This is a genomic window from Cognatundibacterium crateris, assembly GCF_010078235.1.
Classification (GTDB): domain Bacteria; phylum Pseudomonadota; class Gammaproteobacteria; order Burkholderiales; family Burkholderiaceae_D; genus Undibacterium; species Undibacterium crateris.
In genome coordinates, this window is the sequence record NZ_JAABOS010000002.1 from 522,153 (window position 1) to 537,038 (window position 14,886).

General features: G+C 47.4%; 14 protein-coding genes. 3 read left to right on the forward strand and 11 right to left on the reverse strand.

The features are described from left to right. Nucleotides 1–3,621 carry a defense against restriction DarA-related protein gene (locus EYB48_RS05580; protein WP_162019308.1) on the reverse strand — a complete coding sequence of 1,207 codons (3,621 nt, stop codon included), beginning with the start codon at nucleotides 3,619–3,621 and terminating at the stop codon, nucleotides 1–3. An 82-nt stretch (nucleotides 3,622–3,703) separates the two neighbouring features. Next, nucleotides 3,704–4,603 carry a LysR family transcriptional regulator gene (locus EYB48_RS05585; RefSeq protein ID WP_162019309.1) on the reverse strand — a complete coding sequence of 300 codons (900 nt, stop codon included), beginning with the start codon at nucleotides 4,601–4,603 and terminating at the stop codon, nucleotides 3,704–3,706. A gap of 252 nt (nucleotides 4,604–4,855) precedes the next feature. On the opposite strand from EYB48_RS05585, the gene EYB48_RS05590 reads away from it, so the two are divergent. The 3 genes from EYB48_RS05590 to EYB48_RS05600 all read left to right on the forward strand — a co-directional run bounded on the left by EYB48_RS05590 (nucleotide 4,856) and on the right by EYB48_RS05600 (nucleotide 5,938). Continuing rightward, nucleotides 4,856–5,125: a hypothetical protein gene (locus tag EYB48_RS05590; RefSeq protein WP_162019310.1), complete on the forward strand. Its 270-nt coding sequence runs from the start codon at nucleotides 4,856–4,858 to the stop codon at nucleotides 5,123–5,125. Nucleotides 5,126–5,257: 132 nt separating this feature from the next. Next, nucleotides 5,258–5,554, forward strand: a complete 297-nt coding sequence (locus EYB48_RS05595; RefSeq protein ID WP_162019311.1) for a hypothetical protein — start codon at nucleotides 5,258–5,260, stop codon at nucleotides 5,552–5,554. Between the two features lie 18 nt (nucleotides 5,555–5,572). Further along, nucleotides 5,573–5,938: a hypothetical protein gene (locus EYB48_RS05600; RefSeq protein ID WP_162019312.1), complete on the forward strand. Its 366-nt coding sequence runs from the start codon at nucleotides 5,573–5,575 to the stop codon at nucleotides 5,936–5,938. On the opposite strand, the gene EYB48_RS05605 is transcribed toward EYB48_RS05600, so the two are convergent. The 9 genes from EYB48_RS05605 to EYB48_RS05645 form a co-directional block, all read right to left on the reverse strand. After that, complete coding sequence (locus tag EYB48_RS05605) at nucleotides 5,939–6,445, reverse strand: hypothetical protein (protein ID WP_162019313.1); 507 nt, start codon at nucleotides 6,443–6,445, stop codon at nucleotides 5,939–5,941. A gap of 3 nt (nucleotides 6,446–6,448) precedes the next feature. Next, entirely contained in the window at nucleotides 6,449–7,465 is a 1,017-nt protein-coding gene (locus tag EYB48_RS05610; protein WP_162019314.1) for a hypothetical protein, read from the reverse strand. Then, nucleotides 7,465–7,773, reverse strand: a complete 309-nt coding sequence (locus EYB48_RS05615; RefSeq protein WP_162019315.1) for a hypothetical protein — start codon at nucleotides 7,771–7,773, stop codon at nucleotides 7,465–7,467. Before EYB48_RS05615 ends, EYB48_RS05610 begins: the two co-directional genes overlap by 1 nt. An 8-nt stretch (nucleotides 7,774–7,781) precedes the next feature. Next, nucleotides 7,782–8,093: a hypothetical protein gene (locus EYB48_RS05620; RefSeq protein ID WP_162019316.1), complete on the reverse strand. Its 312-nt coding sequence runs from the start codon at nucleotides 8,091–8,093 to the stop codon at nucleotides 7,782–7,784. After that, nucleotides 8,077–8,253, reverse strand: a complete 177-nt coding sequence (locus EYB48_RS05625) for a hypothetical protein (protein WP_162019317.1) — start codon at nucleotides 8,251–8,253, stop codon at nucleotides 8,077–8,079. The genes EYB48_RS05620 and EYB48_RS05625 overlap by 17 nt, the downstream gene beginning before the upstream one ends. A gap of 89 nt (nucleotides 8,254–8,342) precedes the next feature. Then, entirely contained in the window at nucleotides 8,343–8,663 is a 321-nt protein-coding gene (locus EYB48_RS05630) for a hypothetical protein (RefSeq protein ID WP_162019318.1), read from the reverse strand. A gap of 231 nt (nucleotides 8,664–8,894) precedes the next feature. Then, nucleotides 8,895–13,604: a phage tail-collar fiber domain-containing protein gene (locus tag EYB48_RS05635; RefSeq protein ID WP_162019319.1), complete on the reverse strand. Its 4,710-nt coding sequence runs from the start codon at nucleotides 13,602–13,604 to the stop codon at nucleotides 8,895–8,897. A gap of 77 nt (nucleotides 13,605–13,681) precedes the next feature. Then, nucleotides 13,682–14,149 (reverse strand): hypothetical protein, encoded by a 468-nt coding sequence (locus tag EYB48_RS05640; RefSeq protein ID WP_162019320.1) that lies wholly within the window; start codon nucleotides 14,147–14,149, stop codon nucleotides 13,682–13,684. Continuing rightward, nucleotides 14,146–14,886: a hypothetical protein gene (locus tag EYB48_RS05645; RefSeq protein WP_162019321.1), complete on the reverse strand. Its 741-nt coding sequence runs from the start codon at nucleotides 14,884–14,886 to the stop codon at nucleotides 14,146–14,148. The genes EYB48_RS05640 and EYB48_RS05645 overlap by 4 nt, the downstream gene beginning before the upstream one ends.

Below are 14,886 nucleotides of genomic sequence, written 5' to 3' on the forward strand. Positions count from 1 at the left end.
TTAGCCATTCATTGTTTTTTGAGCCAGTGCCAGCGCTTGCGATGAGTAGGCATTAATAGCTTTCATCCACAAAGCCTGCATTGCCACATCGCTAGAAACGCGACCAAGAATAGCCTCCAGCTTACCTGCCAAGTCAGCCTCCCAAATATCAGCTTTTCCGTCGATAACAGATTGCATAAACGCTTCATCGTCGGCGTATTGATTTTGGATTGGAAGTTGCGCAGGCTCTTCAATATCAGCACTGTTAAGGATGGATTCAGGGGTATCAAAATCCGCTCCCGGCTCTGAATCGTGCGAAATTACTGCGGCTTCTTCAAGCGGATTAGACATCTCGCCGCCTGGCGCCGACAAAACTGGATCAGGATCTGTATTGGTTTGTGGATCAATTATGGAATTTGGCTCCGTCGCTGCATTGGCTTTCACGTCAACATCCTCGCCGGCGGCATGACTTATGAAATTTTCCAGCCTAGTTTCTGCTTCGGCATAGCGAGCATCCTTTTCCTGCTGCGTCTCCGCTTTCATGCCAGGGTAGTCGGCTAAAACGTCGTCCGAAACGGCCTTTCCGGAATCAAGTGCTGACTTTACTGCGCCACGATGAAATTCGGCGAATCTATCCTCATCCGTGCGATCGCATGTTTGACCAATAAACGCAAAGTGGCCTCGCATTAACTCCTTCCATTTGGCGCACGTTACTTGCCATGCCTCGCCACCGGAACCCTCAAAGACATCCAATGGCGAAGAACCCTGATCGTTTAATTCGCCCCCACCGTTTGCCTGCAATGCAGCTTCAAGCGCATCACGCCGAACAGACAAATCTGCCGTCAAACTTCCCTTTAAATCACGCTCAAATTCTATGGAATTAGCTTCCGTCCATTGCTCTAACGTACCGATGCGTGCAGCCTTTACGATAAGCGCTTCAGAGTGCCAATTCTCCGCTGTAAGCTTTGACTGCATGGCCTCGTAGTCATCTACTGAGAGAGCCTTAATCTCGTCAGGCGTCAGCAGCCAAGCTTGATTATCGATTGGGTCATCAATCGCCAACTGAATGCGCGCCGCCGGATCAACCTCAATGATTTCCGGCTTTTCACCGACAATAAACAGATTCAACACCATACCCGATACCGAGTCAAAAACGGCGTTGACTTCCGTTTCGCCTGGGTTTATATTAAAGGTGTCGGTAATCGCGGAATTGTGATTCGTGGAAACTCCCGATACAGAGGCGGCGCTTGAGGAATCGAGTGCCGTTTTTGTATCTACGACACCAGCATCAAGCAGCATGTCATAGTGCAGCAATCCCTTATCATCCTCTTCGATAACCACATCAACAGAAATCGACTCGCCAGCGAGCTCAACTATGTTTTTCAGCTTCAGGTAAGAAATTACATGGGGCTTTTTGTCCTTTTTGAAATTCTCTTCTGTTTTTGGATCGAATGCGGTCGCGATAATCGACTTAATAGACGACAGTATTTTCAGTTTTCGCGCATCAGCTGAGAAAGACATCATCTCTTTAATGCCTCGGGTACGAATCTCGACTTTGCGGCCAATCGACGCACAATCAACCCACTCGCCACGAAGCCCCATGAGATAGCTTTTAGCAGCTGAGCGTAATTCCCTTATCCCTTCTGGTGTATCCGGAAAGCTACCGAGTTCACTGCCAACCACGATCACGGCACTGCGGCTTGGCGTTTGTACCTGGCCTTCATCCGCAGAGGCAATAGGTTTCGCATCCTGCTTTTTAAAAAGTACGCAGTACTGCTCCCAATCCGGAACCAACTTCCAAATTCCATTAGCCATGGTGACTGCGGGCTTCTTGAAATCGCCCTGCATTTCAAATAGCGCCGCCAGCAATAGCGCTGCAGTCAAAGGACTATTTTTCGCCTTCACTTTCATTTTGTTTGAAATGCTACTGACGAATAAGCTGCGGTTGTAGCCTTTGTTACCTCCATTGTCGATGGTATTAATGAAGTTCGCGCTACTTTTCATGGCGGCCAACGCTGACTTGAAGTCAGCTGTTTGCATGATCACTTTTGCAGCTTCAAGCGAATCAGTAGAAACCTCAGGATTAGGCGACACTTCGCTCGGCGGCTCTGCAACCGTAACCGGTTCATTTTCAGCTTTAATTACCTCTTTTTGGCTATCAGAAGGCAAAGCTTCGGCTTGCGCATTCTCGGCAAGCAACGCCTCTGGAATGTGATGCGCAAAATTTGCCGCATCCCAAGCCCTAATGTAGGCCTGCAATATCCCCCCTGACTCGCCAACCTTCAGCCCAGATAGCAAATCCATCAATTCAGAGTTCAGGGCTGGGGCGCGCCGCTTTCCATCAGCAAAAGCCTGCTTGCCAAGCGAAGTTGCCTTGCGCACCAAATCAATTGGATCTGCTGGCTCTGCAGGCGACTTACCGGCAGTTAGCTTTTCAAGTTCTTCCTTTTTCTTAGCTAATATTTTTTGCAGCTCAGACAGTTCAACTTCTTTGGATGAAACAGATTCTTTTAACGACGCAATTCTCCCCATGCGCTCAGTACGCTTGATATTGGCGCGCTGAAAGGACGAAGAATTTTTCTCTGCCAGGCGCATAATTCGCCGGGCAACTTCACGAGGATTCAATTCATTGCCATTTTCAGGGGCAACGACAATCGTGATGTCTTTTTTATTCAGCAGCCATTTCCAAGAGATCATTTCATCCGCAGGGGCAAGCTTATTGGGAGTATTGTCAGGGTTATGGAAAAAGGCACTGATTGTCTGCCCATCAGACAATTCAAAAACTGCTGCAACGTTAGTTACACCGTGCTGCTTGAAAGGGTCAGTAATTTGCATTGCGATCGGCTTGACATCGTTCCCAGATCGTTCCATCACCGCTTTAATTTGTGATAGCTTCCGCTCCATCTGAGAGAATGGAATCACCAGGGCATCAAGCGCGACCACTTCATCTGCATCGGAGATAATGTCCATCACTTCGATAGGATCAAACATTAGGCCGGCCTGGTCGTGGCGACGGATATCATACAGAACTGAATCAAGAGAAGCGTTGAGGGGGAAACCGCCGTGTTCATCGCCGTCAACCCACTCCGGAATAGACATATCCTCATATCCATTTACTGGCAGTGAACTGCTAACCAATGGGCGCGTCATATCCCCATTTTTAGCCCACCACTTTACCTGGGAGACTGAGGCTTCAATCATATTTCCAAATCCAGCCCATCCGCGATCGTACGACCCCTGATAGGCCGCTTTTGCTTCCTCCGCGTCAGGAAATGCGAGCATTACCTTATGCTCATCAAACTCCTTTGTATTCGGATTAATCTGGTTGATGACAAACGCTCTTGTAGATTCAGGCATGTATCCGATAAATACATCAATACCGTCACCATCTGCGCCTGTGGTGCCCTCAATGTAGCCGTAGTGGGCTGCCATTCGGTTTGACCACTGCACACCGGTCGCTTGATTGACGCCGCTACGTACGGATCCGCGTGGATTCTCAATGGCGATTCTCATGCCGTGCAGTGAGATGCGCCCCATTTTGTAGTTTCCGGCCACCTTCTGTCCATCTGTAGGCTCCGGCAAATTGTTATTACCCATCGCGCCACTGTGCGCACCCGCTTCAATTTCTGAAAATTTATCCATAGCGACCCCGATTATTGAGGCTCTAGTTTATGGACGAGCGGCAGCAGAGATTTCGCAGATTTTCCTAATGATGCCGACGGATTCAAACCGGCGAAAATAACTGCTTCAGGTGCTCTACAAATTTCCTGGCATCCTTATTCAACCTTGCATCGATCCTATCGCACACGTAGAAGTCCTCAATAGCCCAATCACCCTCAATTGGAACGGCGCGCACCGGATAGATCGTAGAGAATCGCTTTGCCGTCGAAGCGCTCATTACCGCAATACCCATAGACGTTCTTGATACGAGAGACGCTTGGATTTCAGTTTTATGGGTAACAACTGAATATTTAGCCTTTATTTTCATCCTTAACAGTTCCGCATCAATCAATTTTGACGCGCCATGCTCACCCTGAACGCCAATCATCGGGTGCGCAACTATTTTATGCAGTGGGACAGTTTTTTCATGCGCGAGTGGATGCGAGTATTGAGCAAGCACATGCAATCTTGCGCTTCTATATTTTTGTAGGCTTATGCCGGGGATATCTATCTTTTCAGATACGAGTGCGAGATCACACAAGTTATCAAGCACTGCCTTGGCTGCGCCATAATTTGTCTCTGTGTCGATGAAATCAATGCCGAAACTTGGCGCATCAATCTTCATCCTTTCAGAAATATTAGGGACATCATCCATCAATAAAGATGGCATGCCGCCAACCCTCAAGTACTTTGACTTGTTTTTTATTTCTTCAATATCCTGATCGGCCAGTTCCGCGATCGGCATGATGCTCAGCGCCGCCTCGAGCAAACGTTCGCCGGCGTCAGTAAGTTTTTTGCCGCCAGACTTCCTATATATCGGCTGCCCTAACATAAATTCCAGATTTTTTAGCCTATGACTAATCGCTGAATTTGTAACATTTAGTTTATCAGCAACATCCGTCAAATTTCGTTCGGTAGATAAGGCAATAATTAACTCTAAATCTGTAAATGTAAATCGCGGCACCAATGAAAATGCTATTTTAAAGCTTGAAATAATTGTGCATTTTGTGAGCAATTGAAATATCTAAACACCAATTTTTCAAACTTTGCTCAAATCAATTTGAGTAAGTTTCAACTTCCTTGTCAAGATTTTCATTTAAATTGTCGGAATAGATACATTTTGCAACAACTTAATTTCCAAAGAAGCAATGTGCCTATGAAAACCGTCAATGAGACATAGCAATACCACTTAAACAACTTTCAGTGAAAACTCAAAATGAATCAATTATCTGCAAATCAAAAAGTTCTTGGCATGCATGCTGCAAAATCCCTTATCGCGGCATTAAAATCAAAAACCGACTCACAGTTGGATTTCAACGAATGTCAATCTGCGGTGGCTAGCTATATTGGGTTTGCAAAAGAACAGCCGCTAGAATTCATGGACGGGTTCGTCATCTCGCTGACTGATTTTATTACTGCCTCATTTGATGGTGCCGTCGACGTCAAAAGTTGGAACCCAGCCATTCGCCTTATGAATGTCGGATAAAGTACCAGTTAATAAAAAAGCATCCCAATCTAAAATTACATCCAGGGATGCTTTTTGATTGAATATAATCATTGCTACTTTTTATTATAAAAATCAGAATAATCAGCAATCAATCAACTGAGTGAGGAAAGAATGCAATCAACCACGAATTTCGATGAATGGCTCGATGCAGCAGACCCATGCGATGCCGCAAATGTCGCCGGCCTAGTAGAAGCCGTTGAATCAGAAAGCGAGTTTTCCGGGTTTAAGGCAGTTCGCGCAAAGAATGGCTATTTAATAGTCACCGCAGATGGCATTGATCTTAAACTTGTATTGGTAAGCAAAGGAGCAGAGGATGGCTTCGTTCAGCGCATACATGGAAGGTATGTTCCAGATAGGATGTCAGCTAGCGTTTATGCAGCAATTGAACATCAAAACGACAAAGACTAACAAAGCGATCAAATAGCCATGAGCAACCAACCAACTACCAAGAGCCCTACCGATGAGCATGAATGCTCTGTAATGCGCCTCCATCAGATCATTTTGAAGCAATACCCTGAGCACTTCATGGTGTTTGTCGATATGTTTTCCCTTGGGTGCCTTCTGCACATAAAAGGCGATACAGATGCCGGGTTGAAAGTTATCAACCAAGTTTTAGGAGCAGTTCCTGAGCGTGGGAACAAACTGTACTTTGAATCGATACGCAAAAATCTGCCTGGCAACGAGATCCGCTTCAATCTTGAAATTCAACCTCACTACGAGATAAAGGAGCTTTTCAAAGAATACCTTTCTGCCGCACGCCCAAATACCACTGGGGCGACAGAGAAGGCGTAGTCACGGAAGGTTCTTAAATCCGTTCACGTACAGAAGTTCATCCCGTTTTTCGAGTACATACTTTCTTGTATAGGGGGCGATATTTATATCGCCAATAATATCGACAATTTCGAAGCCAATTGCCACAGATTCGCTGATATTTATAAAAATAACATCATGCTTATCGGCAATAAAATATTCTTTCGTATCAGGATCTGCCAGGGACTCAATCAAGGCAATCATCTGAGTATACTTAACGTCTAGTGTCGTTTCCCTGTCATTGAAGCTTGAAGGCTCAAATGTGCCGACTTGAAGCATTTTGCAGTCGCCAAGCAAATGCCAATCAACATCATCCTCATCCTCTGAATCTAGGACTCCCAATCCACCCATAGTTGGAACACCCCCCATTTGCCCATCAGAACCTCTGGACAGCACCTTTCGATACGCATCACAATCAAATGCATTTGGGTGTTTAAGGGTGACTGATCTTGCCCCCTTAGCAATTTGTTTTGGAATTGAATTCAACATCTTTTATCTATTGGCCTTCACCAAAACGTTAAAGTCGGCTTGAGATATCAATCCAGACTGCAGTAATTTTCTCAGATTGCGTTGAGCATCAAACAAAGCCTGCTCGCTATCTACCGGCCGCTTTGATGCCCCCTTATTATTTTTTTTCGCTGCAAGTTTAGTAAGTGCCTTTGACGGCTTTTTAATGTCACTTGCTGAAATCTCCCGCTTCCTTGCCTTTTGCATCTTGGCAATTTCTGCGGCCTTCTTCTGGGTAATTACACCATTATTTTTAGCTGCTCCCCGCTGACCGCGGTCGATCATCTCTGCAATAACATTGCGGATGTTCATATTTTTTGAAAGCTCATGCATTACACGCAGCACATGCTTACACGCGACACCGGCCAAATTGGGATTCTTCAGCTTTGGGTACCCGTTTTCAGGCCGGCCAGCATTAAACCCACCGATCGTCGTGATGTAGCGGTACCAAAACGTGTGACGGCCGCAATCGCAGTCGTATTTTAATGGACTTTCTTTCACCAACCATTGCGCCAGCTTTTTAGGATCAGTTGGAGATGCGACGGCAGCCTCGTAATTTACCAACTCGACCGATACGTGGTGCCTGGTAACGTTTGAGTCTTTGCTCGCATTTGTTATAAATCGAACTGTCCCTTTATTCGTTCCCGCTGGAACCGCCATGTGAATCTGCTCATTTGCACGCTCTCGATCTTCCTTACGCGACAGATTTATTATTTGCTGAGCTGTCAGTCCCTTTTTTAAGCGCCCACCAACTGACTTGACGTGCTTCCTGAACGTTGCCAAATCCTCATGAGTAATTGGCCTGATTTCACCGTTAAGGGTGGTCATCAGCAATCGTCCGGCATCGTAATCCCCTTTTACCTCATGGGGATTAATAATGTTTGATGCATTAGAACGTCTCTGCGCATCCATCTTGCGCAGCTGCTCGGCCTCTGCCGCGCTGCCGCGGATTCGCGAAATTGCCAGTAATTGCTCGGGGGTGACTCTGGATACTCTAGGCATTATCTAGCACTCGCATCATTTTCATACCCGGCATCAATTTTCATTTTCATCAACTGGGATTCTGTTGGCAATACCAGCAACTGCTCCGGCAAAGCCTGCTCCACAGAATCGAGCCCGGCAGCCGCCATAATTACGATGAATTCATCGACCCGCCCATATACGCGCCGCGATACAAGGGTAAGATCAAAGCGCTCATCTGGCTTTGTAAAGTACCGGATTGCTGTTCCCCACACGGGGGTTTGAATTGAAAAATTCCGTACTATTCGAAAAAACTTCGATACTGACGCAGTATTTCTCTCAATAGACATCAGATTTTTTAAAGCAAAGTAGTTTGATATGGAATAGTCGCGATGAATCCGATTACGCCACCGGTAGCAGTTGCAAAAAAATCCCAAAAATCGCACGTATGCTTATCAGGATTGAATGCGTCATAGAGCTCTTTTAATGAGCCAACAAGGCACACCCCCAACAAAGAGTAAATGCCGCACCATGGCGACGGCACCGCGAATGAAAAAATTAAATTTGATAGCGCAAAAAGAATGGCGCCTATCAGGGCATGGCCTTGCTTGTCGGCTGGAATTGCGCCGATGATTGCGAGCAGTTTTTCCATTTTAACGATGAACTCCATTACGCATCAGTTTCATTACTTCAATGAACGCCTTGTGTGCTTCGCCGGCATCTTCAATCAAAGTTCCCTTGTAAGTCATACCTTTTTCATCGATCTTCAAAATTGGAGAATCGTGTCCAGAAGGACAAAACACAAAAGTGGCTGGAATTTGCGGTGCCACACCGATACTTCCTTTGAGCACGTGATGCGCGCTGACCGCAACTCCAGCGCTACTTTCAGCTACTTTCAGCTACTTGGCTGTCCATATTTTTACCCTTCGACCATATTCAGTTGTGGGGGAGCCAGCAATCCAGCTGTAATTTGAAGGATGCGCTGATTACCTTCATTTGCCGCAACCATTTCATTGCGAAACGATTCAATCGCGGCTGAGGTACCGCGCTGCTGCTGTGAGTTTTCAATTAAAAGCAGCGGCAGCCATGTGATAGCGCAACCATGCTCATCAACATTTTCACCGGTACTAGGGTTTTTTCCCGCCAACTTAGTCAACCAGGTGCATTGATGAATCGCGCCATCTCGAATTTCTTGGCACTTACTGCCAAGCGGGCATGTTAAGACTGTTTTCAGTTCCATTTTCAATACCTGTCCGGTAGGTGAGATAAGGACAGTCTGCGCACAATCCATTTCACACCATCCCAGGCAGCCTCCTCATCCACAGCCAAATTGCTTGGCGGCGGTACTAGAGTCGTTCTAGGTGGCAGATGTATGCGCACTTGATCCTTATTATTTTCGAAATCATATGTGCCGATAAAGGACATATCATCTCCCCACTGAAATCCAGTAATAATGTCTTTTTCCATTTTCTTAAACCTTCACGCAAATAATCATGTCGATGTAGCGAGGTTCCCAGTTCGTCTGTGACGATCCGTTGTCAGTGCCACCGGTATGGGAGTGACTAGCGGAGATGCCGTTCATCGTCATTCCTGTCGCTGTCGCAGCTGTCGTGCCACCTCCGTTGTAAGTCGCATTCCCACCACCAACGCCGTTGATATCGCCGGAATAGTTCGGCATTTGCGTCACAAATGAACCACCTCTGGCGGGGGCATGGGCATGTCCAGGGTCATTCAGCCAATGGTTATGGTCGGAGGATTGCCACCCAGTTGTAAAGCCGTGCGTATGCGCTGGAACAACATTATTTATTACCGGGTTATGAACGCCCCCAACGTTGCCACCTACCCAGTTGACAACGCGAAGAAGTCGGTTATCTGATTTATCTGAAACATCCTGCACCCAACCGGTAGGTGCAGATGATTGCGCGAACGGCATTCGCGTCCCGGATGGGAAAATCCCCATGTCGTTGGTCAACTGGCTGAGTTTGTTCAGGTTGCCATCGTGCCATAGCTTGCGCCATGCGCCCCAGCTGCTACCGTTATTTGCCTGGCGAACTGACAGCCCATCACCGAACGAAACCTGCACCGGTGTTCCACCGCCCGCGCTGCCAGATGACTCATAGCCAACAACAGTTAATATGTAGCTATAGTTGTTGTTTGCACTGATAGGTGGGTTGTCAACTTTGTTAGATTCTTTGAATTCAATAGTTGCTGCGAAGTTTTGATAATTGTTTGGTGTCGCAGCATTTGCCCGCACATCCGGAATCAACCACGTCCCTCGATAGCCGCCACTGGCTGACAGACTGCCAGCGACTTGCATTTTGTCGACACCGTTATCATTGCCCCCCAGTAGCAGACGGCCAGAAGGCGTAAGCGTCATCCATGCTTGTCCGGCAGTTCCCCAGCGCATTCCAATGCCATTTTCTTGCATGAACTGCGCGTAACTACCTTTCATGTACTGTATATAACCATTACGCGTCCCGTCGTCATTGACAAATGCGACAAACGCATTGTCATTTCTAAGCCGAAGCGCTTCTGTAGCGCTAGACGAGACGGTACCATCAAAGCTTGCCGCGCCCGTATTGCTAATTGACGCTACGTTTTTTCCGCCATTGCCAACGTTACGGAAAATCCAACCACGACCCGGATCACTCGTCATCGTGAAATAGGTAGCCCAGTCGTTGTTGACTGCCCCATACGTACCGAACGATCCAGTTTGAGCGAACATAATCCCGTATGACGGCTGAGAGTATGATCCAGTTGTGGCTACTGATGGATATAGATAAACACCCGCCCCTACACCATCTGTTTGATTAAGCCATAAGCTGCGCATATTAGCAGTACCGCTGCTATCCAGCTGGAGTACAGATAATGGCAAACCCGTAGTCGTGAGAGTTAAGTTGCCATCGTGCCAGATTGTGCGCCACGGGTTCCACGCACCGACATCACCATTTTGTGTACGGAACTTTAAAACCCCAGCTGGGTCACCATACGCAGAAACCATTTGGCACTGGTAATTGCTCGCTCCATTATTGCCAAGTGCGCCCAGCTGGCCGAAGTTAAAGAACGCTCCTGTTACGCCTGAACCCGCCGTGTTGTAGTCAAAGCCGTGTTCTGAAAACGCACTGTTGATGCTGGTTCCATCATCGGAGTGGTATCGCGTCCGCTTTGAAACAATCGGCACTTGGATGTCGGTGGTTACCTTCACCCATGGTTTCCAGGTATCCTGCTGTCGGCGGAAGTACATGGAGTCATCATTCCAAGGGAACGCGACTTGCGTATAACGAGTTCCGTAGCCAATCTCAATTGTTCGGTAATTACCCGAAGCGAAGGGTGGTTTAGTGCCAGTGATGGCACCATCATAGTGATACAGACCTGACGGCTTTGTCACATCGAGATTCAATGCTTGGGTAGCACTGGTCAGGTTTGTTCCGGCCACATAGCCTGCCGCATGAAAGTTTGCTCCGCCGTATGTCCTAATCGTCCCCGGCTCAATCGCATAAATGCCTACGTTGTACGACTCGCTGAACCAGCCTGCGTTACCTGTGGATCTAAACCAGCCGTCTGTACCATTTGTACGCGCCAACCCTCCAAGCGCTGTCGCAGCATCAGCTACCGCTACTCTCACACCAGCGTGGAAAATAGTATCGTTAAACCCTTTCAAGTACCAATTTGTACCATCCCACCAACTCTGTACATTGAAGGCATCCGGAGCCGTATCGCTACGTTGCAAGCCTCGCGCCCTAGCCGCGCTGCCTGAAGCGGTAATGTAGCCAGAGTCATTCGCCAGCTGGCTATTATTTTTCAGGTTCTCGTTCGTCCAGACAGTTTTCCATGGTGTCCAGCTTGCGCTGTCCGTCTTGTTGCGGAATTGCATTCCTCCGCCGTGAGTGAAAACCTGCTGAACAATCCCTGTGCTACCCCCACTGACAAATACTGTCATGCCAGTTGAATATCCGTGCATATCGACTACATATTCGCCCGGCGCTATAGCGCTATCTATGCTGGAAATATCAATAAAAGTAGCTGCTGTCGTTCGGTACCCGACATCATTTAGTAGCTGGCTAACATTTCGCAGATTTCCTGAGTGCCACAGCTCGTACCAACTGTTCCAAACCGTGTCGATACCCTTGCGGATCTTCATCTGAGGTAGGCCAAATCCATCATGGCCGGTTCCGCCAAAGGCTAACTGATAAGAAGCCCCACCGCCACCTATAGATGCCCCCTGGAATGGTGAGACAGTCATTACTCCAGCGTAGTATCCACCCATGCTGGCGGAAGTTGCTGTGACGAAATCCCAGCGTGTGCTGTATGCCTGGCCGTTTGGCAAAATCGCGTTTGCATCACGTGCGCCGTCTGTGACAGTTGCGTACCTTGCTGAAGTTGCTGTACCCGCATTACCTGTAATGGCAATTGGTGCAGTGCCAGAAAGCTTGCTCGTAAAATCAGCTATCGAGTTACGCCGTAAATAGCCGTCTACACCATTGTTTGTATATACCGAGGATACACCGTGGTTTTCGTCCAGCTGGGTAGTGTGCAGGCGATTAGCCTGCAGATAACCCTCTGCAGTCCGCTTCGCAATCGATCCATTTGTCGGGGCTTCACTCTCGACCGCGCCATTTAAAGAAAATGCATTTGCCGCATTTGAGGCTGTCCGTGTAATGACTTGAACCTGCCCAAATGACGTTACCCCGCTTGATACACTCCAGCCTTTTACAAAGCTTGCGCTTTGACCGGTATGACCTACAAATACTTCAGATACTTCAACGTTCGGATATCCAAACGTAGAGGCTAATTCGCCAATCCAGATGGCCAATTTACCCGCTACGTTACCGAAACGCACATTGAAGGATTTAACCTTTCCCGCACTGATCAATGAAGCCGCACAGTTCAACCAGGTATTTTCGTTCGAACCAGCGTAAGCGTAGCCAGCTATACCCAGCTCATAGTATCCGCTAGATGTATAGTCATAAATCTTAACGCGCATTATAAGCATCGAATTCAGGTATCCGACCGGCATAAGGATCTGAATTGCGCCTGTTGCGCTGGCTACTTGGCTTCTGTCTGCCGCCCCTTCAGGTACAGGAATTCGCACGAAGTCACTGCTGGCTAAAGCTGATAGCTTTACAGCTCCGGACAAGCTAATATCCCCACCAACCTGCAGCGAGTCTATGCCATTGTCGCTAGTGTTTACTGTTACGTTTCCACTATTATTCACAACAAGTGGAGTTTTTCCGTTCGCTCCTAAGGCGAGAATATGTCCAGATTCAGCCATCAATTGAACGCGTGATCCAGCAATCCCCTGCAAATAGCCTACTCGCGCATCATTTGCGCTGTTCCAAAAAGAAAGGAATGACAAATCACCGATTGAACGCAGGGTTTCACCACCAATAGTGGCAACTGTGCCTGTGAATGTAGGACTTACCTTTTTTGCGTATCCAGCATCATTTGCGAGCTGGCTAACATTTCGCAGATTTCCTGAGTGCCATACAGCCTTCCACTCAGTCCAATTGGTTGAGTCGCGCTTGTTTCTGTATAGCATACCTCCGTCATATTCGAAGCGTTGTTGTACCGCGCCGGTAGAACCCCCACTGTCAATAATAAGAGATGTTGATGATGCCCCATCATATCGCTCCAAATAGTATCCAGGAGAAACAACTGAGTCAGCATCGCGGCGAGCATACTCGCCCTTATATTTGAGATACTGAGGATGTGGGTTTTGCGCAGACTCATGCGCGCCAACAAGGCTCTGCGCAATTGAAATGCTTGAATCAACAGTGACAGTGACGGCGTTTGCTGGCAATACGGATAAATTGATGGCGTATGAAACCATCGTAGTAACTTTGTCCGCAATGAACATAATGTTCTTATTTGCAGAGCTGAATACTGCGAACAGTGTATTTCCAGCCCAGAATCCAATTTCACCACACCAAAAAGCAGCATTTTCACTTGCGGCGACCTCAGCATGGACTTGGATTTGCGTTGCACTTACACTTCCACCGCCAGAAACTGGCGATCGCTTTATTTCATTTTGCAATGCCACTTCTTTTCCGCTCGGATTGTATTGCCCGGTACCAAAACTGATATGGGTAATCGCCAGGGAAACCCCTAAACCATTAGCAGTTTTTGTTGCGGCCAACCCAGCTTGAGTAATTGCGGGTTGAAGTGGGATTGAATTCGACATAAAAGAAACGCCTATCCGGATAAGTGATACAGGCATTTTGAATTAGTCGGGGAGCGCACGCAGCGCCACTTTTCCGTTTAGATCGTCATCATCATTCCAAGCTGGAGGTCTGCAAAACGATCTTGCATGTCCAGTACCTTGCATACCGTTCTTGCATTTTTTACGTGCCACACGATAGAAAGTACCGCTACCTGACCATTGGATGTTTCAGGGGATATCCGGTAGGCTCTCTTGCCATTTTCATTTACCCCATCTTTTTCAATGCTATTAGTTGGATTGCACCTGGATGCGGCATCCTTAATCGTCAACTTAGAATCACAAATCATCTCGAAAAAATGTGTGATTGCATCGTTAAAGTCCTCTGGAGCAAAAACTGCATCTCGCTCAGGCAGATCAATATTAGAGATCAAAAAGCAATCTTTGAAGCGGTCTGACCGGCTTGCAGCCTCTTTGCTGATAACGAGAACATCTGACTCTTCGTCATAATAGGCATACACGGTGCATGGCCTGCCTTGGAATCCACTTATCACAGCCTGAATATTCATTTCGTCACCACTACTACGCCAGTATCTTTGTCCAGCAATTTAGATTGAGATGTGACCTGGTATCCAGATGGGTTATTGAAGTCACCTACCACTCCGCGACCGTCGTGCAACTCTCCATCCCGGGGGAAGTCAAATATCGGGATTGTTTCGCGTAGCGATAAGTCCATCGCCAAAATTGTCAGGTTTTTCTGCTCTGTTTCAATATTCATCGCAGGGGCATCGATGGTCTCCAACTTCACTGGAAATGGCAAATCAAACCCCGCGAACCGGTACGGAGCAGAAAAAGTTCTATTTGCCGGATCGGATATGTAAAGGGAAAATTGAGCAGCAATGCTACGCGCAGTTGGCTCATCAGCGGCACAAATGGCAACCTGAGCGCGGCGGTCTCCCACCATTTGGCGCATCTTAAACACTCGCTCCTTTTTGTCATCAGGAAGAGTTACGTAAACTGGATTTGCATGCTGAATAGAGTAGTCGCCTGTCGCAGGCATGTAATCCTTTGCAGTAGCAATGATAATTACCGGCAAAAATGGGGAGACGGCGCCGGTACCTGAATTATCATTCTTTCGCCATGATGCCAACATATCCTCAACAGCGTCCACCATTCTTGATGGAGCATAGACGATGCTTTTTGATAAGCCTCGGGATACAAACTCACTTAATGCCTTAGTAGTCGGGGATAAGCGAGAATAAAATCCGGCCATGTAATGCCCAAAACCTACTTTCAACTCGTTCAT

What these genes read in the sequence shown, in the direction of transcription:
- EYB48_RS05645 (WP_162019321.1), bottom strand. Translation starts at nt 14,886, where the DNA reads ATGAACGAGTTGAAAGTAGGTTTTGGGCATTACATGGCCGGATTTTAT.
- EYB48_RS05590 (WP_162019310.1), top strand. Translation starts at nt 4,856, where the DNA reads ATGAATCAATTATCTGCAAATCAAAAAGTTCTTGGCATGCATGCTGCA.
- EYB48_RS05605 (WP_162019313.1), bottom strand. Translation starts at nt 6,445, where the DNA reads ATGTTGAATTCAATTCCAAAACAAATTGCTAAGGGGGCAAGATCAGTC.
- EYB48_RS05610 (WP_162019314.1), bottom strand. Translation starts at nt 7,465, where the DNA reads ATGCCTAGAGTATCCAGAGTCACCCCCGAGCAATTACTGGCAATTTCG.
- EYB48_RS05600 (WP_162019312.1), top strand. Translation starts at nt 5,573, where the DNA reads ATGAGCAACCAACCAACTACCAAGAGCCCTACCGATGAGCATGAATGC.
- EYB48_RS05580 (WP_162019308.1), bottom strand. Translation starts at nt 3,621, where the DNA reads ATGGATAAATTTTCAGAAATTGAAGCGGGTGCGCACAGTGGCGCGATG.
- EYB48_RS05595 (WP_162019311.1), top strand. Translation starts at nt 5,258, where the DNA reads ATGCAATCAACCACGAATTTCGATGAATGGCTCGATGCAGCAGACCCA.
- EYB48_RS05640 (WP_162019320.1), bottom strand. Translation starts at nt 14,149, where the DNA reads ATGAATATTCAGGCTGTGATAAGTGGATTCCAAGGCAGGCCATGCACC.
- EYB48_RS05630 (WP_162019318.1), bottom strand. Translation starts at nt 8,663, where the DNA reads ATGGAACTGAAAACAGTCTTAACATGCCCGCTTGGCAGTAAGTGCCAA.
- EYB48_RS05635 (WP_162019319.1), bottom strand. Translation starts at nt 13,604, where the DNA reads ATGTCGAATTCAATCCCACTTCAACCCGCAATTACTCAAGCTGGGTTG.
- EYB48_RS05620 (WP_162019316.1), bottom strand. Translation starts at nt 8,093, where the DNA reads ATGGAGTTCATCGTTAAAATGGAAAAACTGCTCGCAATCATCGGCGCA.
- EYB48_RS05615 (WP_162019315.1), bottom strand. Translation starts at nt 7,773, where the DNA reads ATGTCTATTGAGAGAAATACTGCGTCAGTATCGAAGTTTTTTCGAATA.